Genomic DNA, 19,740 nt, shown 5'->3' with positions numbered 1-19,740 from the left:
ACGAGGCGCTCACCTAGGATGTCGCCCGGTGCGGCCGGGTCCCGTCGTCCGGCCCGGGCCGGACCGGTCAACTTCGGACACTCCAGTGCCGCCCCGGACGTGCTTGCGGACCCCGTCACCCGGCGGGCGTCCGGTTCCCGCCCGGGGGCAGGGGGTCCAATCACTATGAATCCGCTCACTCCACCCGATCTCGCCGCAAGGAACAAGCCGGACCCGCAGGGGAGTTGAGAAAGTCGCCTGCGCATCGGGCTGCGTCGGATCGTGCTCCCGGAGTACCCTTCCTTGATCGTTGGGTGGGGGAGTGGAAGGCGGTACGCGGGTGAGCTCGGGAGGGTTCGAGCTGCCCCCAGGTGACGCAGGTCACGAGGGGGAATCGACCGATGCCCCGCCCGGGGCGGTGTCCCTCGCGCAGCCCGTGGAGATCGGCGCCGAGCTGGACTGGGGCTCGGAGGCCTGGAACGAGGTGCGCACGCGGGCCCAGCGGGCCGGACGCGCCTATATCTGGCTGAATCTGGTCGAACAGCGCCTGCGGGCCGTCGTCGCCGCGGTGCTCCGGCCGATCTACGAGCCGGTGCACGGCGAGGAGTGGGTGGTGGCCGCCGCCGGACCGGCCGGGCAGGAGTGGGTGCAGCGCGCCGTCGCCGTACGGGAGGTCTCGCGCCGCAAGGGCTATCTGCTGGACCCGGCCGACGACAACGTCCTCAGCTTCCTGACGCTGCCGCAGCTGCGGGAGCTGATGGTCCAGCACTGGCCCTGTTTCGAGCCGTACTTCGACGACCGGCGCGACGTCGAGCTGGCCCTGGACGAGCTGGAGGTCGCGCGCAACGTCGTCTCCCGCAACCGTGCGCTGAACGAGGCGGTCCTCGCCCAGGCGGAACGCGCCTCCGCCCGGCTCCTGGACATCCTCGGCAGCGGGGCGGGAGTTCCCTCGGCGGACCGGCTGCCGGTGGACGCGGTGGAGGAGCTGGTCGGCGACCGGTACGCGGACGTGGTCTCCGTCCACCCCGACCGGGTCCGGCTCCAGCGCCAGCTGCCCGCCGAGGACCTGTTCGGCGGGGCGCGGCGGCTCGACGCCATCGGGATAGGCCTCAACCTGCTCGTGCAGAACTTCTCCGGCCGCCGGCTCGTCCGGCTCGCCGAAACGGGCTGCCGGGTCCGGCTGCTGTTCATCAATCCGGCCAGCAGCGCGGTGCGCCGCCGGGAGCGGGAACTCGGCCTCAAGAAGGGCGAGCTGAGCCGCTCGGTGGAGATGAACATCCTGCACATGCGCCGGGTGCGCTCCAAGCTCCGCGACCCGGGCGCGTTCGAGATCCAGGTCTTCGACGAGACCCCGCGCTTCACCGCCTATCTGGTGGACGGCGACGGCCCGGACGCCGTGGGCGTCGTCCAGCCCTATCTGCGGCGGGCCCGGGGCATGGAGGCGCCCGTGCTGGTGCTGCGCGGCGGGGGCCGGCGCACGGTGGTGCGGGCGGGGCAGGACAGCGAGCACGGCCTCTTCGAGACGTACCGCGAGGAGTTCGAATCGGTCTGGACGGACTCCCGGCCGGTCTCCTGAACCAGCGGACCCGCTCGATTTCCCGCCCGGTCTCCTGGCGGGTCCGCCCCGCTCTCCTCGCGGCCCGCTCGGTCTTCTGACGGGCCGTGGCGCCGCAGCCCTCCCCGGGGCTCTGTCAGTGGCCCGTGCGAAGGTGGTGAACACATGGGGGAGCGCACCACGAAGGAGGTATCGGGATGAGCTGGCACCGGGGAACACTGGTCGGCTTCGACCTGGAGACGACGGGGACCGACGTCGAGAACGACCGGATCGTCACCGCCGCACTGGTCCGGCTGGAGGCGGACGGGACGGTCGCCGAGCAGCGCACCTGGCTGCTCGACCCAGGGGTGGCCATACCCGAACAGGCGTCCGCGATCCACGGCATCGGCACCGACCACGCCCGCGAGCACGGGGCGCGGGCCGCCCCGGCGGTCGAGGAGATCGCCCACGCGGTCGCCGAGGTGCTGCGCTCGGGTGTCCCGCTGGTGGTGATGAACGCGCGCTACGACCTCTCGCTGCTGGACCGCGAATGCCGCAGGTACGGGCTGTTGTCGGTCGACGAGAGGGTCGGCGGGGCGCCCTCGCCCGTCATCGACCCGCTGGTGATCGACAAGCACGTCGACAAGTACCGCAGGGGCAAGCGGGCCCTCCAAGCACTGTGCGACCACTACGGGGTCACGCTCGACGGAGCCCACGAGGCGAGCGCCGACGCGGTGGCGGCGGTGCGCGTGGTGCGCCGTATGGGAGAGCGGCACCGCCCCGTCGGCACCCTGCCGCCCGCCGAACTGCACGCCCTTCAGATCCGGGCGGCCGCCGAGCAGTCGGCCTCGCTCCAGGCCTACCTGCGCCGGTCGGACCCGGCGGCCGTGGTCGAGGCGTCCTGGCCGGTGATCCCGCGCAGCCGCTGAGCCGGGGCCGACGGGCCGGCAACCCCCTCCGCGTCAGTTGGCGGCGGGGGAGGCCGTGTCGTCCGCCTTGATGTCGAAGTTGATCTGATCGCCGTCGACCGAGGTGACGGTCGCCGTCACGCCCAGGGTGCTGCCGTCGCCCGCCGTGAGGGTGCAGCGGGTCTTGGTGCCGACCTTCCCGACGAGGTCCTCGGGGCACGTGACGTCCGGTTCCGGCTGGCCCGTCGTCTCGGCGAGCTTCTTGGCGACCGTGGCGGACAGCTTGTCCTTGGACAGCTTCGACTCGGAACTCCCCACACTGACCGAGGCCGAGCAGCCGACGAGCAGCGCTCCGGCGGCCAGGGCCGAAAGGCTCCACGTCACTGCGGTCGAGCGGGCTATGGGCATGGGAAGGCTCCGTTTCGCAAGGTGCGGGACAGTCGGCGGAAGCATACGTGGCACCGTGCGGCCGGCAGGCCGCCGGAGGGCACCGGGGCGCCGGTCAGAGCTTGCCGAAGATCACTCCGCGCCAGGTCCAGCCCGACTTGAGGGCGGTGTCCCGCAGGGGGTCCGTCAGCTGCGCGCTGTCGAAGCTGAACGACTCGGTCGCCTCCAGACGGCCGCTCTCCCCCCGCTGGAGGGTGTAGCGGCGCGAGACGGTCCTGCCCCCGCCGCGCCCGTACTCCGCCGAGGTCTGGAGCCGCGGAGGATTCCCGACGCGGGTGACTTCCCAGCTCTCCTCGACGGCACGCACCTCGGGGACGTCCTCGTCCAGCCGCATCCGGATCCGGATGGCGTGCGTCAGCTGGGACCCGATGAAGAAGGTCTGCCAGGCGGGCTCGTCGATCCGCCACTCCGCCACCAGATCGGCGCCCTGCGCCGAGCCGTCGCTGATGACGTAGGGAACATCCGGCCGGTTGAGACCGAGCAGAGCCGCCCGCAACTCCTGGGCCGGACAGGGCGCCAGCCCGGCCTCGGGGTGCTTGGTTCCGGTCAGCTTGTCGAAGAATCCCATGAGGTCAACCTATGAGTGGTCGGAACAGCGGTGCAAGAAAGGGCCGGTCGCTCCGGCGGACACTCCCTAGGACATCGCGCCGGTGTCCGGGCGGACCGTGCGCACGAAGTCCCGGAAGTCCTCCACGACGTCGCCGTGCTGGGCCGCGGTCACCGTCAGGATCAGCCGGATCACCGCCCGCTTGCTCGGATCGTCGACGTCCAGCATGGACAGATAGACCTGCGACTGGATGAGGTCGCGGAGCGCTCCCCCGGCGACCGCCGAGATCGCCAGGGTCTGGGTGAGGCCGGGAGCGTCCTCGGAGCCGACCTCCCGGCGTTCGGCGACGTCGACCGAGGCGGCGGACCCGCGCAGGTTCGCCACCGATTCGTCGGCGATCTCGGGGAGCGTCGCCGGGTCCGGGCGGAACGCGCCGTCGACCGTGATGTTCGCGGTGAACCCCGCATCCGGGTGCGGGTGCAGGGCGACGAACGCCGCGCCCGGCGCGCCCACCCCGTCCGGCGGCGTGGCGCGCCAGCCGTCCGGCAGTTCGAACGCGATCGGTACGGGCAGGGTGGTGGTCATCCCGGTCTCTCCTTACGGTAACGGTGTGCTCACGGCAGCGGGTCCGCGCCGGCGTACGTCAGAGCAGGCTGCCGATCCCGTCTCCTACCCAGCTCGCCGCATCGCCCACGGCCCCGGCCGCATCGCCCACCGTATCGACGACCTTCCCCGGGTCGACGGTGAACTCGAAGCCCACGGCGCCGCCGAGACCGGGGGAAATGCCCACCTTCGGGCCGAAGTGCCATACGCCGTTGGCGTCCTTGCTGGCGTTCAGACTCGCCTCGGCGCCGGGACCGGCCCAGCCCTCGACCGTGACACCCGCGCCGAGTCCGCCGACGTCCGCGCCCGCGCCCGCGCTGGCCTTGGCCCCGGCGAAGGCCTCGGCGCTCAGGTTCACCCCGTCCAGACCCACTTGCGCGTTGACCCCGGCCTCCGCGCCCGCCATGGCCTCAGTCCTTGCATACACGCCGACGGGGCCGGCGTCGGCGGTGCCACTGGCCGCAGCCTCGGCGCCCGCGAAGCCCTTGGCCTCGGCCTGGGCGCCCTCCTGGGTGACGCCCGCGGCCGCCGAGACCTTGGCGCCCGCGTAGGCTTCGGCTTCTCCGGCCAGCTTCATCGGACCGTTGGTGAGCGTGCCCTCCGCCTTGGCGCGGCCGAGGTCGGCGTGCGCCTCGGCTTCGGCCAGCTTGCCCTTCCCGATGTTCGGACCGCTGGCGTCCGTTCCGACCCCTGGCCCAGAGGCCTCGGACTCGCCCTCGGCGACCCACCCGTCCTTCTTGCCCGGTTCGGGGTCCGGCTTGCCGGCCTTCGCCAGATCGCCCTCGGCCCGGGTGTTGAACCCGCCGATGCCGATGCCGTCCATCGAGACGTCGCTCGTCGCACGGGACAGCGCCCGCTTGACGCTCTGGTCGGCGTCGTCGACGGCCTTGACCGCCTTGGCTATCTCGTCGGTCCAGCCCTGCGCCTTCTCCCGGGCGTCGGCCAGCAGGCGGGTGTGGTCGGGGTCGTGCTGGAAGGCGTACTTCTCCTGCGCGGAGAGGTTGTCGTACCCGATATAGGTCGCCTTGCCGGTGCCGTCGACCTTGTAGTCCTTCTTCTCGGCGTCCGCCACCAGCTCCTTGACCGCCTTCTGCAGGCGGGTCAGCTCGGTCTGCGCGTCCGTGAGGAGACTGGCGATGGCCAGCGCCTCGGCCTTCGCCGCACCGAACTCGAAGGCGGTGGCCGCGGCGCTGTTCTGCTGGGCGCCGAAGGCCTCGCCCTGCCAGTTCCCGTTGGTCAGCACGGCCTGCACGTTCTGCGCGTAGTCGGTCTTCAGCTCGCCGAAGCGCTCGCCCATCTTCTTCCACGCCCCGGCCACGTCCGCGAAGGAGGACAGATCGGCCGTCACGACGTCTTCATAGGTCAGCGTCATGGTGGCGCCCGTCACATTCCGTCGAAGCTGCTGGGCGGCCGTATGGAGTTCACCTGGGCGCCGGTGGCGAGGTCCTGGTTGTGGAAGATGGTCCCCGCGCCTTCCAGCCCGTTCAGTTCCCGCTGCAACCGCCCCATCAGCCGGTTGACCTGCGCCTGCCAAGTGCCGAGCGCATCGGAGACGCCCTGGTCCGAGGCCCAGGTGGAGAGCCCTTTCAGCCCGGTGTCCTGCTTGATCAGGGGGCTCGGAGGAGCCGCCGACGGGGCGAGGAAGGGAACCCGCACCGACCCGCCGCCGGCCGCCCTGCCGCCGGCCGACCGGGTGTCCGGCATCAGGTTCTCTTTCATGTACTTCGCCGCGCGCTTCTTGTCGCTCGCCGAGCTTGCGAGCTTCTGCTCGCCACCTTCTCCGGTGCCCATGGGCAACCCCCGTTGCAATCGCACCTGTTCGGCCTGACGGCCACGACGCATGGTACGGAAGGATCACTGGGCGCCGGACTGCGGCCCCCCGGCCGCTCAGAAGGGGTGCCAGCGGACCTCGGGATCGTCCTCGCGCAGCGATGCCACCCGGCGGCGGAATTCGGCGAGTGCCTTCGGGTTGGCCGGGGCGTGCTGGGAGACCCAGGCGCAGCTCGCCGTCTCCCGGGCGCCGCGCAGCACCGCGCACCCCTCCCACTCCCGGACGTCCCAGCCGTACGCGGAGGTGAAGGCGTCGTAGGCCGCGGGGTCGAGGCCGTAGCGGTCGCGGGAGAGGGCGAGAACGACCAGGTCGTGTTCGCGCAGATCGGCGGAGAAGGTCTCCAGGTCGACCAGGACCGGGCCGTCGGGCCCGACGTGGACGTTCCGCGGGAGCGCGTCGCCGTGGATCGGTCCCGGCGGCAGATGCGGAACCAGCGCGGCGGACGCGGCCGCGAAGCCGTCGCGGCGCTCACGGAGGTAGTCGGCGTCCGCCGGGTCGATCGCGTCTCCCGCCAGACTCAGCCAGCGCTCCACGCCGCCCAGCAGCTCGCGTCGCGGCAGGGTGAAGCCGTCCGGGGCGGGCAGCGCGTGCACCAGGGAGAGCAACGGTGCGAGGTCGCGCGGCTCGGCGGGGCGTGCGGGATCGGGAAGCCGGTGCCACAGCGTCACGGGGTGGCCCTCGACCAGGCGGGGCCCGCGCTCGGCCGCGCGGACGGCCGGGACGCCGGAGGCGGCGAGCCAGTCGGCGAGGGCGACCTCCCGCTCCGCCCGCTCGCGCAGCTCGGGGTGGCCGGTGGCGTCCCGGCCGACCTTGATCACCAGGTCGCCGGCGGCGAAGACCGCGTTCTCGCCCAGCGCGAGCAGCTCCGCCGCGCCGGGGAAGCCGGCGGCCGTCAGCACCTCGCGCGCTCGCATCTCGTCCATGGGTGCGATTTTGCATCCCCGCAGGCCACCTTGACGAACCGATGCCCCGTCAGCACGATGACGGAGGCCTCCCGGGCAGCCGAAACGGGATGAAGTCCGTCTCAGGTGCATCAGTGAGATACGGGACAGAAGGGTCTTCTTCGTGACATCGGTGACCGCGGCGAAGCGGTCCGGACCGGACGGCCCGCACGGCGGGCGTGAAGAACGGGACGGGCAGAGCGGACGGGGCGGGCGGGACGGGCAGGGCGGGCGAGGTGGACGTACGGGCGGCTCCGGGCGTCCGGAACGCAAGGCGTTCGGGGACCGGGCCGCCTGGTTCCTGGTGCTGCCCGCGCTCATCCCGATCCTGATCCTCAGCGTCGGGCCGCTCCTCTACGGCATCGCTCTCGCCTTCACCGACGCGCAGTCCGGCCGCACCCGCTCCACCCAGTGGATCGGCGCCCTGAACTTCCAGGACCTGCTGCACGACACCCTGTTCTGGGACTCGTTCCGGATCGGCCTGCTCTGGGCCGTGGGCGTCACCGTCCCGCAGTTCCTGCTGGCACTCGGCCTCGCCCTGCTGCTCAACCAGAACCTGCGGATGCGCTGGCTGGCCCGGGCGCTGGCGATCATCCCCTGGGCGATGCCCGAGGTCGTCGTCGGCATCATGTGGCGACTCGTCTACAACCCGGACGCCGGCATCCTCAACGAGACCGTCCGCGACCTCGGACTCGGCGACGGCCGGGACTGGCTGACCGGCCTCGCCACCGCGCTGCCCGCCGTGATCCTCGTCGGTATCTGGGCGGGCATGCCGCAGACCACCGTGGCCCTGCTCGCCGGACTCCAGAACACCCCGCGCGAACTCCACGAGGCGGCGGCCCTGGACGGAGCGGGCGCGTGGCGCCGTTTCCGTACGGTCACCTGGCCCGCCCTGAAGCCGATCGCGCTCGCGATCTCCGCGCTCAACCTGATCTGGAACTTCAACTCCTTCGCCCTGGTCTACGTCCTGACCAGCGGCGGACCCGGCGGCCGGACCCGGCTGCCGATGCTCTTCGCCTACGAGGAGGCCTTCCGCTACGGGCAGTTCGGCTACGCCGCGGCGATGGGCTGTGTGATGGTCGCGGTGATCTCCGTGCTGCTCGCCCTCTACCTCGTCGGCCGGCTCAGGGGAGGCGAGGACCGATGAAGCGAGGACCGATGAAGCACGGACCGGTGGGGAGGGGAGTGACGAGGCGAGGGGCGGCGGAGCGTGAATCGACGGGGCTGCGCACCAGCGGGCCCGCGCGGGCCGCTCAGTACCTGGCTCTCCTGGCGTACCTGGTCTTCCTCGCGTTCCCGTTCGTGTGGCTGGTCTCGACCGCCTTCAAGCCCGCCCGCGAACTGGGCTCGCTGCACCCCACCTGGATCCCCGAGCAGCCCACCCTGGACAACTTCCGGCAGGCCTTCGACGAGCAGCCGCTGCTCCAGGCCGCGGCCAACTCCCTGATCGCCGCCCTCGGTGCGGCCGTGATCGCCGTCGTGATCGCCACCCCGATGGCCTATGTGATGGCCCGCCACCGGGGCCGCCTCGCCACCGCCGCGACCGGCTGGGTGGTGGTCAGCCAGGCGTTCCCGTTCGTCCTGGTGATCATCCCGCTCTTCCTGATCCTGAAGAACCTGCATCTGATCAACACCCTGTGGGGGCTGATCATGGTCTACGTCGTCTGGTCGCTGCCCTTCGCGCTGTGGATGCTCGCCGGCTACGTACGGGCCGTGCCGACCGAGCTGGAGGAGGCCGCCGCCGTCGACGGGGCGGGCCGGGTGCGGACGCTCGTCTCGGTCGTCGCGCCGCTGCTCGCCCCCGGGATCGTCGCCACCGCGCTGTTCGCGTTCATCACCGCATGGAACGAGTTCTTCTTCGCGCTCGTCCTGCTCAAGACCCCGGAGAAGCAGACCTTGCCGGTCGTCCTCACCCACTTCCTCGGTGCGGAGGGCGTGGCCGACCTCGGGCCGCTCGCCGCGGCCGCGTTCCTCGCCACGCTGCCCTCCCTCGTCCTCTTCGCCCTCATCCAGCGACGGATCACCGGCGGGATGACGGCCGGGGCGGTGAAGAACTGATGCGCCCCGCGCTCCGGCGGGCGGCGACCGCCGTCGCCGTACTGGCCCTCCTGCTCACCGGTTGCTCCGGCGACGGCGACGACGGGCGGGACGCGGACGGCACGATCCGGCTCCGGTTCCAGTCGCTGGCCTGGCAGAAGGAGTCCGTCGACGCCAACAGGCAACTGGTGAAGGAGTGGAACGCGGCCCACCCCGATGTCCAGGTGGACTACGTCCAGGGCAGCTGGGACAGCGTCCACGACCAGCTGCTCACCTCCTTCGAGGGCGGCGAGGCCCCCGACGTCATCCACGACGCCTCCGACGACCTGGCCGACTTCGCCTACGGGGGCTACCTCGCCGACCTGCGCCCCTTCCTCCCCGACCGGCTCAAGGCCGACATCCCCGATCAGTCCTGGCGTACCACCACGTTCGGCGAGGGCGTCCACGGGGTGCCCTTCCTCCAGGAGCCCCGGGTCCTGATCGCCAACACGAAGCTGCTGAAGGCCTCGGGCGCGCGCGTCCCGACCCCGGAGCACCCCTGGAGCTGGGAGGAGTTCCGGCGGGTCACCGACAGGCTGACGGGCGAGGGGCGGTACGGGATCGCCTGGCCGCTCAAGGAGCCGGTCTCCGTCACCCTCAACCTGGGCCTTTCCGGCGGCGGACAGCTCTTCCACCGCGATGACGACGGCAAGGCGGTCCTGCGCTTCGAGCGGGGCGACGGCGTGGTGACCGGCACCATCCGCGACCAGGTCAACACCGACGGCAGCGCGGCCCGCAGCGCGCTGGGGATGGGCGGGTCGGACGCGCTGCCCGGGTTCTTCGGCGGCAAGTACGCGATGCTCCCGCTCGGCTTCTCCTACCGCCAGCAGATCATCCAGCAGGCCCCCGAGGGGTTCGACTGGACGGTTCTGCCGATGCCCGCGGGCGCGGGCGGCGCGGTCCAGGGCGTGAGCCCGCAGACGCTGTCGGTCGCCGAGGAGAGCCCGCACAAGAAGGAGGCCGTCGCGTTCATCGACTTCCTGCTGCGCCCCGTCAACATGGTGCGCCTCGCCCGGGGCGACTGGATGCTGCCCACCGGAACGGAGGCCCTGGCCGACCCGTCGCTGCGTGAGAGCGAGCACGGCTGGGCCGTCGGCACCGCGCTCGCGCAGGGGCTGCGGCCGGCGCCCGCCCAGTCGGTGCGCGGCTACCCGGAGTGGAAGGACAAGGTGGCGACCCCCGCGCTCCAGGAGTACTACAGCGGCGCGATCGACACCGGCGAGCTGCGGAAACGGCTGGTGGACGACGGAAACCGGGTGCTGGCCCGCTACCAGCGCTGACCCCGGCCCGGAAAACAGATTGCACGAGACGTCTCGTCTCGTCTACGGTGGGCGGCATGACGGAATCCCCGCGTGCCCACATCGCCATGTTCTCCATCGCCGCTCACGGACATGTGAACCCGAGCCTCGACGTCATCCGCGAACTCGTCGACCGTGGACACCGCGTCAGTTACGCCATCCCGGCCTCCTTCGCCGAGAAGGTCGCCGCCACCGGCGCCCGGCCGGTGATCTACACCTCGACCCTGCCGACCGACGACGACCCCGATGCCTGGGGCACCGAGCTGATCGACAACATCGAACCCTTCCTCGACGACGCGCTCCAGGCGCTCCCGCAGCTCGCCGAGGCCTTCGCGGGCGACGAGCCCGACCTCGTCCTGCACGACATCACCTCCTATCCCGCCCGGGTCCTCGCCCACCGCTGGGGCGTCCCCGCTGTCTCCCTCTGGCCCAACCTGGTCCCCTGGGAGGGGTACGAGGAGGAGGTCGGTGAGCCGATGACCGCCGGCCTGAAGCAGACCGAGCGCGGCAAGGCGTACTACGCGCGCTTCGACGGCTGGCTCGCCGAGAACGGCCTCGGCCATGTCTCCAGCGACGACTTCGTCGCCCGCCCGCGCCTCGGTCTCGTCCTGATCCCCGAGGCGCTCCAGCCGAACGCGGACCGGGTGAACCGCGAGATGTACACCTTCGTCGGGGCCTGTCAGGGCGACCGCGCGGACCAGGGGGAGTGGACCCGGCCGGCCGGCGCGGAGAAGGTGCTCCTGGTGTCGCTGGGCTCCTCCTTCACCAAGCAGCCCGCCTTCTACCGGGAGTGCGTCGAAGCCTTTCGCGACCTGCCCGGCTGGCACGTGGTGCTCCAGATCGGCGCGCACGTCGATCCCGCCGAACTCGGAGACGTACCGGGCCATGTGGAGGTGCGCACCTGGGTACCGCAACTGGCCGTCCTCAAGCAGGCCGACGCCTTCATCACCCACGCCGGCGCGGGCGGGAGCCAGGAGGGACTCGCCACCGGCACCCCGATGGTCGCCGTCCCCAAGGCCGTCGACCAGTTCGGCAACGCGGACATGCTCCAGTCGCTGGGCGTGGCCCGGCACCTCCCGATGGAGGAGGCCGACGCCGCGAGGCTGCGTGAGGCCGTGCTCGCCCTGGTGGGCGACCCCGAAGTGGCCGCCCGGTGCCGACAGCTGAGTGAGCAGATGGCACGGGAGGGCGGCACCCCGCGGGCCGCCGACCTCATCGAGGCCGAACTGTCGCGCTGAGCGGAATCGCCTGACTGTTATCCGGACGTTCTCCGTCCCGCCCCGTGTGCCGCGCCCAGCGGTTTCCCGGGGCGGGACGTCCGTGTTGCGGCTCGGCGAAGCCTCTGTAGCGGCGGGTCCGGTCGGCGCATCTGCACGCACGCCCTCGCGATTTCACACCAGGGGCCGCGCGTTCACCCCCCTCGCGCACACCTTCACGGACCTTCACGGGTCTTCACGCGTGGTCACTCCCGCCCCACAGGCCACACGGAGGGCCCGGCGATGGCCGGGCGGATGGCGTCCGACTCTTCGAGTACGGCTCTGAGCAGGGGATATGCGAGGCGGTGTGCCCTCGCGGGGCGGCTCGACACCGCTCGATCGGGGTGGGCCGGACGCCCGTCGGCTGCCCCCGGCCGTGATGACCAGCCATGGCCGATTTCTTATTACGCAACCTTGTTGAGCAAGTCACACCCTCATGAAGGTCTTGATCTGTGCTCGTCAATCGGTCAGGGTTTCGAGCCAGCCCCCGGAGATCTTCCGGCCGAGGGCCAATCCCCCCACAGAGTTTGACGAGGAGACCCCTCTTCATGGCCAAGCACCAGCGCACCCGTCGCACCAAGCTCACCGCCGCGATCACCGCCGTGGCGGCCGCCGCAGGAGTCACCCTTCTCGGTACCTCGTTCGCCGGAGCCGCACCGGCTCCCATGGGCACGGTCTACGGCGCGGACGCCGCGACCGCGGTGTCCGGCAGCTACATCGTGATGCTGGACGAGAAGAAGGCCGACAAGTCCGAGCTCGCGAAGGAGTACGGCGGCAAGCTCAAGCGCACCTACTCCTCCAGCATCAACGGCTTCTCCGCCAGCGGCCTTTCGGAGACCGAGGCCAAGCGCCTCGCCGCCGACCCGGCCGTCGCCAAGGTGGTGCAGAACAAGAAGTTCAGCATCGACGCCACCCAGGACAACCCGCCGTCGTGGGGTCTGGACCGGATCGACCAGACCGAGACCGCGGGCGACAACGCGTACACCTACCCGGACGCCGGCGGCGAGGGCGTCACCGCGTACGTCATCGACACCGGTGTCCGCGTCACCCACGAGGACTTCGAGGGCCGGGCCACCTCCGGCTTCGACGCCGTCGACAACGACGACGACGCCGACGACGGCAACGGGCACGGCACCCACGTGGCGGGCACCATAGCCGGGGCCGCGCACGGCGTCGCCAAGAAGGCGAACATCGTGGCCGTCCGCGTCCTGGACGACAACGGCTCCGGCACCACCGAGCAGGTCATCGCCGGGATCGACTGGGTCGCCGCCAACGCCAAGGGCCCGTCCGTCGCCAACATGAGCCTCGGCGGCGGCGCCGACCCCGCCCTCGACGAGGCCGTCCAGAAGGCCATCGCCGCGGGCATCACCTTCGGTGTGGCCGCCGGCAACGAGTCCAGCGACGCCGGCCAGGGCTCGCCCTCCCGCGTCCCCGAGGCGATCACCGTCGCCTCGTCCACGGAGGCCGACGAGCAGTCGTCGTTCTCCAACTACGGGTCGGTCGTGGACATCTACGCCCCGGGCTCGGACATCACCTCCACCTGGAACGACAGCGACACCGGCACCAACACCATCTCCGGTACGTCCATGGCCACCCCGCACGTCGTCGGTGCGGCCGCCGTCTACCTGGCGGGCAACCAGGACGCGACCCCGGAGGCCGTCGCCACGGCGCTCACCGAGGGAGCCACCCCGGACGCCATCAGCAACGCCACCGAAGGCACGGCCAACAAGCTCCTCAAGGTCGTCGAGTAGGACCCCGGTTCCGACCGGACGCCGGGCGGCGGTGGTCACCGACCCCCGCCGCCCGGCCCCCGCGCACAGCAGCCGCCGCGCTCTCCCCCACGGGGCGCGGCGGCTGCGCCGTTTCCCGGGCGGACCCGACGCGGCCGTCCCCCACGGGAGCTACGCACGGGTGTCCACCGGGGGGTGACGCTTTCGGGCCGCGACCTCCATAACGTTCTGATCAGCCGGGACGCCAGGGTCTGCCGCCACAGCACAGGCTCGCCCCCCGGCCGCATCCGCGAAACGTTCCCTGGAGGCTCCCTCGTGTTCCGCACCCTTCTCAAGGCCCTCGCCGCCATCGCCGTCGTCTGCACGGCGGGCGGCGTCGGCCTGATCGGCTACGAGGAGTTGAACAAGCCGGAGTCGGACGGGACACGCTCCGAATCCTCCCTCGGCGACCCGTTCACCGGAACCAAGAAGATCCGGACCGACGGCCGTTCGGTCAACGTCTCCTGCTCCGGAGACGCCTCCCACGACGGTCCCCTCGTCCTGCTGATGGCCGGCGGCGGAGACGGCCTGGAGACCATGGCCCCGCTCGGCAAGACCTTGAGCAAGGAGTTCCGGGTCTGCTCCTACGACCGTCCCGGCGAGGGCGCGAGCGACAAGCCGGACGGGCCCCAGAGCATGGACGACAGTGCGAAGCTCCTCACCTCGGTGCTCGACCGGCTGGCCGGCGACCGGCCGGTCGTGCTGGCCGGACACTCGCTGGGCGGCCACATCGCCGCCCGCTACGCACCCGACCACCCGGACCGGATCAAGGGCCTCGTCCTGCTCGACGCCACCATCCCGGCGCTGACCGCCGGCATCTCCCGGACGATCCCCGCCTCCGCCACCGGCCTGCCGGCGCAGTTGCGCGCCCAGGCCATCGCGATCAACAAGGGCGAGAATCCTGAGATGTTGGTCGTCGCGGACGGCGAGGTCCGGCCCGCCGGGGAGATTCCCGTGGAGATCCTCCAGCACGAGTCCCAGTACGCGGAGGTCCCCGACTACGGGCCCGCCCTGGAGCGCATGTGGTCCACGGGCCAGAAGAAGTGGCGCCGGCTCTCCGGCAACAGCAAACTCAGCATCGCCCCAGGCAGCGGCCACTACATCCACGTCGACCGCCCGGACCTCGCCACCGGCGCCATCCAGCGGGTCGCCGGCGGCGCGAACGACTAGGCTCGCCCGATGACCGATACGGGGAGAGGGTTCGGGGTGCTGGAGCAGGTCCGGCATCGATGGGCCTCCGGGCGGTGGCGGCGGTTCGATGTCACCAACTGGTATGTGGTGCTTGGGCCGTTGCTGCTGGCCGCCTCGTTCGTGCCGGCCTTCCACGCCCATGGCACACAGGTCGGCGGAGTGCCGGACCGGCCCTACGATCTGCTCGCCGCGGTGGCCATCGCCCTGCAGTGCCTCCCGCTGACGGTGTGCCGCAGATGGCCCGCGACCGTTCTCGCCCTGGTGTCGGCGGGCTTCGCCGTCGACCAACTGCGCGGCTACCACTCCCTGGCGGGCACGGCCTTCGCCTTCGCCCTCCTCGGCGTCGGATCGCGGCTGGACGAGCACCGTCACGCCACCACGCTGGGGCTCTCCCTCGCCTACGTCCCGCTGGCCTTCGCCCTCGCGCGGCTCGGCTCCGGTGAGCCCGCGAGCGAGTTCGTCGTGTTCTACCTGGCGTGCGCCCTGGTGTGGTGGATTGGTTCGCGGCTCCGTTCCGCGCGGAACGCCCAGGCCGAGCGTCGGCGCCGGGTGGCGGAGGAGACCCGGGACGCGGAGCGCACCCGTATCGCCCGTGAGCTGCACGACGTGGTGACCCATCATGTGACTGCGATGGTGGTGCAGGCCGAGGCGGCCCGCTATCTGACCGCCGCGCCCGACCGGCTGGAGGAGGCCCTGACGTCCGTCACCGCCACGGGACGCGCGGCCATCGCCGATCTGCGGCAGATGCTCGATCTCCTCGACCCCGACCACGGGCCGGGGGGCACGTCCCCGCACTCCGGCCGGCTCCGCGACCTCGTCGAACAGACCCGCCGGGCGGGCCAGCCCGTGGAGTTCACCGAGCAGGGCGCCGCCGCGGAGCCGGCCCGCGACGCGGAACTCGTGGCCTACCGGGTCGTGCGCGAGGCCCTGACGAACGCCCTCAAGTACGCCCACGGCGTCGACACCTCGGTCCGGGTGTGCCATGGCGAGAGCGAGATAGCGGTGGAGATCAGCACCCGGGCGTCCGGCCCCGGGGGAAGATCGCCCGGCGGAAGCGGACGGGGCCTGGCCGGACTGCGGGAACGGGTGGTCGACACCCTGGGCGGCGAATTCACCGCGGGCCGCGAGCCGGGCGGCCGGTTCGTCGTGCGGGCCTCCATCCCCGTGGCGGGTACGCCGTGACCGCCCCGACCCGGATCGTCGTCTGCGACGACCAGGCACTGATCCGCACGGGACTGGTGACGATCATCAACGCCCAGCCCGACATGGAGGTGGTCGGCGAGTGCCGCGACGGGCAGGCCGCCGTCGACCTCGCCACCACCGTACGGCCCGACGTCGTGGTGATGGACCTGCGCATGCCCGGCCTCGACGGCATCGGAGCCACCAGGGTCCTGGCCGGCGCCGGTGTGGACCACCCCGTCAAGGTCCTGGTGGTGACCACGTTCAACCTGGACGAGTACGTCTACGAGGCACTGCGCGCGGGAGCGAGCGGATTCCTCCTCAAGGACGCGCCGCCGGACCGGTTGCTGCACGGCATCCGGACCGTGGCCTCGGGCGCGGCCCTGCTGGACCCCGAGGTGACACGCAAGCTGGTGGGCAGATACGCCGCCCGGATCAGGCCCGCCCGGCCCGAAGCCGACCGGGGAACCCCGCTGACCCCCCGTGAGCTGGAGGTCCTCCGCCTGATCGCCGACGGTCTGTCCAACACCGAGATCGCCGCGGCCCTGGTGATCAGCCGGGAGACCGTCAAGACGTTCGTGTCCCGCATCCTCACCAAGCTCGCTCTGCGCGACCGCGTCCAGGCCGTCGTCTACGCCTACCGGAACGGCCTGGTCCACTGACGGGAGGCGGCGAGCACCGGGCCCCGCTCCACGGTCGGGCCCGCGCGAGGGCCTAGGGTGGGTGGCCATGACGACGATGTACGCGGCGCTGCTGCGGGGGATCAACGTGAGCGGCAGCAAGAGGGTCCCCATGCCCGAACTGCGCACCGTGCTCACCGAACTGGGACACACCGCCATCGCCACCTATCTGCAGAGCGGAAACGCCGTCTTCCGGAGCGACAGCGACGACGAGGACGCGCTGGCCGCCGCTTTGGAGCAGGCCCTGCGCCGGCAGTTCGGCTTCGACGTCGACTGCCTCGTCCGCGACGCCTGCTATCTCGCCGCCGTCGCCGAAGCCTGCCCTTTCCCCGCCGCCGAGCTGGAGGGCAGACAGCTCCACGTCACCTACTTCGACCGGCCCGTGGACGCGGACCGCTTCGCGGACCTGGAGGCGGAGGACTTCCTGCCGGAGGAGTTCCGGCTCGGCGACCGCTGCCTGTACCTGTACGCCCCCGACGGGCTCGGCCGCTCCAAGCTGGCGGTCGCACTGGGACGCCCCCGCCACGTCAAGGGCCTCACCGCCACCAGCCGCAACTGGAACACCGTGGCGAAGCTCGTGGAGATGACCCGTGGCTGAGCCGTCGCCCGCCGTGGCCGCGGCGATCGAGGGCGAGCTACGCCTGCTGGACCCGGTGGTACGGGCCTCCGCCGAGCTCCTCGCCTCGCTGCTGCACCCCGAGTTCCGGGAGATCGGCACCAGCGGCCGGCTCTGGACCCGGGCGAGGATCATCGCCTCGCTCACCGCGGACGACGCCCCGCGCCCCGGCCCGCTCACCGCCTCCCGGATGCGGGGGACGCAGCTCTGCGCCGACCTGGTGCACCTCACCTTCGACACGGAGTCCAAGGGGGTCCGCTCGCACCGCAGCTCCCTGTGGCGGCTGACCCCGGAGGGCTGGCGGCTCTACTTCCACCAGGCGACCCCGTTCGACGACGAGCCCCTCGACGACCTCCGTGAGCCCACCCCGGGCCGTCCGTAGCCTCGCGCGGAGGGGCCTCACGCCGAGAGGGAGGCCCCCACCGGCACCCGCGCCTCGTCGTACCGGTCCAGCAGCAGCCGCGCCAACTCCGGCGCGGGGCCCAGCACATCGGCGAGCACGTCGGCTCCGGCCGCCTCGGCTCCCGCCATGATGCGGTCGGGCAGCCGGCCGGGCGCGATGACGTACGGGGCCACCGCCACCCGCTCCACGCCGTCGGCGCGCAGGGCCCGCACCGCGTCCTCGGTGCGGGGAAGGAGTGCGGAGGCGAACGCAGGCCGCACGGCGCACCAACCGGTGTGCCGCAGCTCCCGCGCGATTTCAGCGATCACTGCGATCGCCTCCGGGTCTGTGGATCCCGCCGAGGCCAGGACGAGCCCGGTCCGGGGGATGTCGCCGGGACGGATCCCGGCCTCCCGCAGCCGCCGCCCCAGGGTGGCGTTGAGCAGCGGGGACGGGCCGAGCACGCCGGCCTGGCGGATGTGCGGCCGCGGCAGCCGGGTGCGGGCCTCGCGCAGGACCGAGGGGATGTCGGTCTTGGCGTGGAACGCCCGGGTGAGCAGCAGCGGAAGGGCGACGACCTCGTCCGTCCCCTCCGCTGCCAGGCGCTCCAGCACCCGGGGCACGGAAGGGGCGTTGAACTCCAGGTACGCGGTCTCCACACGCAGTCCCGGCCGCTCGGCCCGGACCCGCTCGGTGAGCGCGTGCACGGTCGCGGCGTGCCGCGGGTCGCGGCTGCCGTGGGCGATGACGAGGAGAGTGGGGTGCGTCATGGGAGGGCTCAGTTCTTGACGAGGAGACCGCGGCTGCGCAGCACCCACCGCTCCAGCGGACTGAAGATGAGCAGGTCGATGGCGATGCCGACGAACAGGATGAGCAGGATCGAGAGGAAGATCCCGGGCATGTCGAAGTTGCTGCGTCCGTTCTCCAGCAACTGCCCGAGCCCCAGACCCAGTTCGGGAGAGGAGGCGATGATCTCGGCGGCCATCAGCGAGCGCCACGAGAACGCCCAGCCCTGCTTGAGGCCCGCCAGGTAGCCGGGCAGCGCCGCAGGGAGCACGATGTGCCAGGTCCCGCGCAGCCCGGTCGCGCCCAGCGTGCGGCCGGCCCGGAGGAACAGCGGCGGCACCTGGTCGACGCCGGAGACCAGCCCGTTGGCGATCGAGGGCACCGCGCCCAGCAGGATCACGGCGAACATCATCTGGTCGTTCAGCCCGAGCCAGATCACCGCCGGGGCCACCCACGCCACCGAGGGAAGCGACTGGAGCCCGGACAGGATCGGGCCGATCGCGGCCCGGATCAGCTTCACCCGGGCGACCAGCAGCCCCAGCGGCGTACCGATGGCGACCGCGAGCAGGAAGCCGAGCAGACCGCGCGAGACGCTGGTCCAGACGACGTCCAGCAGCGTGCCCGCCAGCCACATCTCCCGCGCGCTGTTCCACACGGCCGACGGCGGCGGGAGCTTGTAGACCTCCGTGACCTGGGCGCGGACCAGCAGCTCCCAGATCAGCAGGACCAGCGTCACCGCCACGACCGGCGGCAGCACCTTGCGCAGCAGGACCTCGCGCACCGGGGTGCGGCTGATCTGCACGGCGTCCAGCGCGTCGAGCCCGGCCTCCAGTCCCGCCAGATCGTCGGGCTTCGCGCCGCCCCGTCCGGCCGCCCCGTCCGGCCGCTTCCGGCTCGACGTGATGTCAGTGCTGGCCATGTCGGCGGATCTCCCCACGCAGTTCTTCGGTGATCTCGACGGACAGCTCCGCCACGGCGGTGTCCTCGATACGGCGCGGCTGCTCGATGTCGACCGTCCACTCCCGGGCGATACGGCCCGGCCGGGACGAGAGCAGCACGACGCGCTGCGCGAGCCGTACGGCCTCGCGCACGTTGTGCGTGACGAAGAGGACCGAGGCGTTCGTCTCCCGCCAGATCCGGGTCAGCTCGTCGTGCAGCACATCGCGGGTGATGGCGTCGAGCGCCGCGAACGGCTCGTCCATCAACAGCAGTTGACTGTCCTGCGCGAGCGCGCGGGCCATCGCGACGCGCTGCCGCATTCCACCGGACAGCTCGTGCACCCGCTTGCCGTACGCCCCGCCGAGACGGACGAGTTCGAGCAGCTGCTCCGCCTCGGTGCGGCGCCCGGACTTGGGCACCCCGCGCAGCCGCAGGGCCAGTTCGATGTTCTTGCCGGCGGTCAGCCAGGGGAAGAGGGCGTGCTCCTGGAACATCAGGGCGGGCCGCCCGCCCGGGGTCTCGATGGACCCCTGGGACGGGCGGTCGAGTCCGGCCACCAGATTGAGCAGCGTCGACTTTCCGCACCCGGAGGCACCCAGGAGGGTGACGAACTCGCCCGGAGCGACATCGAGTGTGATGTCGTCCAGGACGAGCTGCTGACCGGTGGGTCCGGCGAAGGACTTCGAGACGTGTGCGAGACGGGCGGCGTGCTCGACCGTCGTACGGTCCTCGGCCTTGGTGAGGGTGGTGGTCGCCATGGTCGTCACCTCCTGGGGAT

At 71.8% G+C, this 19,740-nt stretch carries 20 protein-coding genes and 1 pseudogene; 12 read left to right on the top strand and 9 right to left on the bottom strand.

Features of this window, described 5'->3' with window-relative positions:
• The first annotated feature begins 319 nt into the window (after window positions 1-319).
• Window positions 320-1,555 carry an SAV2148 family HEPN domain-containing protein gene (locus CR470_RS10735; RefSeq protein WP_097867350.1) on the top strand — a complete coding sequence of 412 codons (1,236 nt, stop codon included), beginning with the start codon at window positions 320-322 and terminating at the stop codon, window positions 1,553-1,555.
• Window positions 1,556-1,731: 176 nt separating this feature from the next.
• On the top strand, window positions 1,732-2,442 hold the full coding sequence (locus CR470_RS10730) for a 3'-5' exonuclease (RefSeq protein WP_097867349.1): 711 nt from the start codon (window positions 1,732-1,734) through the stop codon (window positions 2,440-2,442).
• A gap of 33 nt (window positions 2,443-2,475) precedes the next feature.
• On the opposite strand, the gene CR470_RS10725 is transcribed toward CR470_RS10730, so the two are convergent.
• The 6 genes from CR470_RS10725 to CR470_RS10700 all read right to left on the bottom strand — a co-directional run bounded on the left by CR470_RS10725 (window position 2,476) and on the right by CR470_RS10700 (window position 6,772).
• Entirely contained in the window at window positions 2,476-2,829 is a 354-nt protein-coding gene (locus tag CR470_RS10725) for a DUF4333 domain-containing protein (protein ID WP_097867348.1), read from the bottom strand.
• A 94-nt stretch (window positions 2,830-2,923) separates the two neighbouring features.
• The gene (locus tag CR470_RS10720; protein ID WP_097867347.1) at window positions 2,924-3,436 is read right to left on the bottom strand and encodes a hypothetical protein; all 513 of its coding nucleotides are present in this window, start codon (window positions 3,434-3,436) and stop codon (window positions 2,924-2,926) included.
• 66 nt (window positions 3,437-3,502) lie between these two features.
• Complete coding sequence (locus CR470_RS10715) at window positions 3,503-4,000, bottom strand: hypothetical protein (RefSeq protein ID WP_097867346.1); 498 nt, start codon at window positions 3,998-4,000, stop codon at window positions 3,503-3,505.
• Between the two features lie 58 nt (window positions 4,001-4,058).
• Window positions 4,059-5,390, bottom strand: coding sequence for a hypothetical protein (locus CR470_RS10710; protein ID WP_097867358.1), 1,332 nt, complete (start codon window positions 5,388-5,390; stop codon window positions 4,059-4,061).
• Between the two features lie 11 nt (window positions 5,391-5,401).
• Window positions 5,402-5,809 (bottom strand): hypothetical protein, encoded by a 408-nt coding sequence (locus CR470_RS10705; RefSeq protein WP_257138557.1) that lies wholly within the window; start codon window positions 5,807-5,809, stop codon window positions 5,402-5,404.
• A 96-nt stretch (window positions 5,810-5,905) separates the two neighbouring features.
• Window positions 5,906-6,772, bottom strand: coding sequence for a phosphotransferase enzyme family protein (locus tag CR470_RS10700; RefSeq protein ID WP_097867344.1), 867 nt, complete (start codon window positions 6,770-6,772; stop codon window positions 5,906-5,908).
• A gap of 142 nt (window positions 6,773-6,914) precedes the next feature.
• On the opposite strand from CR470_RS10700, the gene CR470_RS10695 reads away from it, so the two are divergent.
• The 10 genes and pseudogenes from CR470_RS10695 to CR470_RS10650 all read left to right on the top strand — a co-directional run bounded on the left by CR470_RS10695 (window position 6,915) and on the right by CR470_RS10650 (window position 17,237).
• Window positions 6,915-7,937, top strand: a complete 1,023-nt coding sequence (locus CR470_RS10695) for a carbohydrate ABC transporter permease (RefSeq protein ID WP_097867343.1) — start codon at window positions 6,915-6,917, stop codon at window positions 7,935-7,937.
• Window positions 7,938-7,948: 11 nt separating this feature from the next.
• On the top strand, window positions 7,949-8,848 hold the full coding sequence (locus tag CR470_RS10690; protein ID WP_257138559.1) for a carbohydrate ABC transporter permease: 900 nt from the start codon (window positions 7,949-7,951) through the stop codon (window positions 8,846-8,848).
• Window positions 8,848-10,146: an ABC transporter substrate-binding protein gene (locus CR470_RS10685; RefSeq protein ID WP_097867342.1), complete on the top strand. Its 1,299-nt coding sequence runs from the start codon at window positions 8,848-8,850 to the stop codon at window positions 10,144-10,146. The genes CR470_RS10690 and CR470_RS10685 overlap by 1 nt, the downstream gene beginning before the upstream one ends.
• Window positions 10,147-10,165: 19 nt before the next feature.
• Window positions 10,166-11,402, top strand: a pseudogene (gene mgt, locus CR470_RS10680) (macrolide-inactivating glycosyltransferase).
• Window positions 11,403-11,968: 566 nt separating this feature from the next.
• Window positions 11,969-13,171, top strand: a complete 1,203-nt coding sequence (locus CR470_RS10675; RefSeq protein ID WP_097867341.1) for a S8 family peptidase — start codon at window positions 11,969-11,971, stop codon at window positions 13,169-13,171.
• A 294-nt stretch (window positions 13,172-13,465) separates the two neighbouring features.
• Window positions 13,466-14,359 carry an alpha/beta fold hydrolase gene (locus CR470_RS10670; RefSeq protein WP_097867340.1) on the top strand — a complete coding sequence of 298 codons (894 nt, stop codon included), beginning with the start codon at window positions 13,466-13,468 and terminating at the stop codon, window positions 14,357-14,359.
• 9 nt (window positions 14,360-14,368) lie between these two features.
• Window positions 14,369-15,562: a sensor histidine kinase gene (locus CR470_RS10665; protein WP_097867339.1), complete on the top strand. Its 1,194-nt coding sequence runs from the start codon at window positions 14,369-14,371 to the stop codon at window positions 15,560-15,562.
• Window positions 15,559-16,221, top strand: coding sequence for a response regulator (locus CR470_RS10660; RefSeq protein ID WP_097867338.1), 663 nt, complete (start codon window positions 15,559-15,561; stop codon window positions 16,219-16,221). Before CR470_RS10665 ends, CR470_RS10660 begins: the two co-directional genes overlap by 4 nt.
• A gap of 67 nt (window positions 16,222-16,288) precedes the next feature.
• A complete protein-coding gene (locus CR470_RS10655) occupies window positions 16,289-16,837 on the top strand; it encodes a DUF1697 domain-containing protein (RefSeq protein WP_097867337.1) in 549 nt (182 codons plus the stop codon).
• Complete coding sequence (locus CR470_RS10650; RefSeq protein ID WP_097867336.1) at window positions 16,830-17,237, top strand: nuclear transport factor 2 family protein; 408 nt, start codon at window positions 16,830-16,832, stop codon at window positions 17,235-17,237. The genes CR470_RS10655 and CR470_RS10650 overlap by 8 nt, the downstream gene beginning before the upstream one ends.
• 17 nt (window positions 17,238-17,254) lie before the next feature.
• Here the strand turns inward: CR470_RS10650 and CR470_RS10645 are convergent, their stop codons facing one another.
• From CR470_RS10645 to CR470_RS10635, 3 genes are read right to left on the bottom strand one after another with little or no spacing between them, the layout of a single operon-like run.
• Window positions 17,255-18,007: a sirohydrochlorin chelatase gene (locus CR470_RS10645; RefSeq protein ID WP_097867335.1), complete on the bottom strand. Its 753-nt coding sequence runs from the start codon at window positions 18,005-18,007 to the stop codon at window positions 17,255-17,257.
• A gap of 8 nt (window positions 18,008-18,015) precedes the next feature.
• Window positions 18,016-18,942 carry an ABC transporter permease gene (locus CR470_RS10640; protein ID WP_097867334.1) on the bottom strand — a complete coding sequence of 309 codons (927 nt, stop codon included), beginning with the start codon at window positions 18,940-18,942 and terminating at the stop codon, window positions 18,016-18,018.
• Window positions 18,929-19,720: an ABC transporter ATP-binding protein gene (locus tag CR470_RS10635; protein WP_097867355.1), complete on the bottom strand. Its 792-nt coding sequence runs from the start codon at window positions 19,718-19,720 to the stop codon at window positions 18,929-18,931. The genes CR470_RS10640 and CR470_RS10635 overlap by 14 nt, the downstream gene beginning before the upstream one ends.
• Window positions 19,721-19,740: the final 20 nt, after the last annotated feature.

Source organism: Streptomyces sp. rh34 (genome assembly GCF_002551245.1).
Classification (GTDB): domain Bacteria; phylum Actinomycetota; class Actinomycetes; order Streptomycetales; family Streptomycetaceae; genus Streptomyces.
The sequence above is the reverse complement of the archived record's forward strand: the minus strand, read 5'-3'. Positions and strand labels throughout refer to the sequence as shown.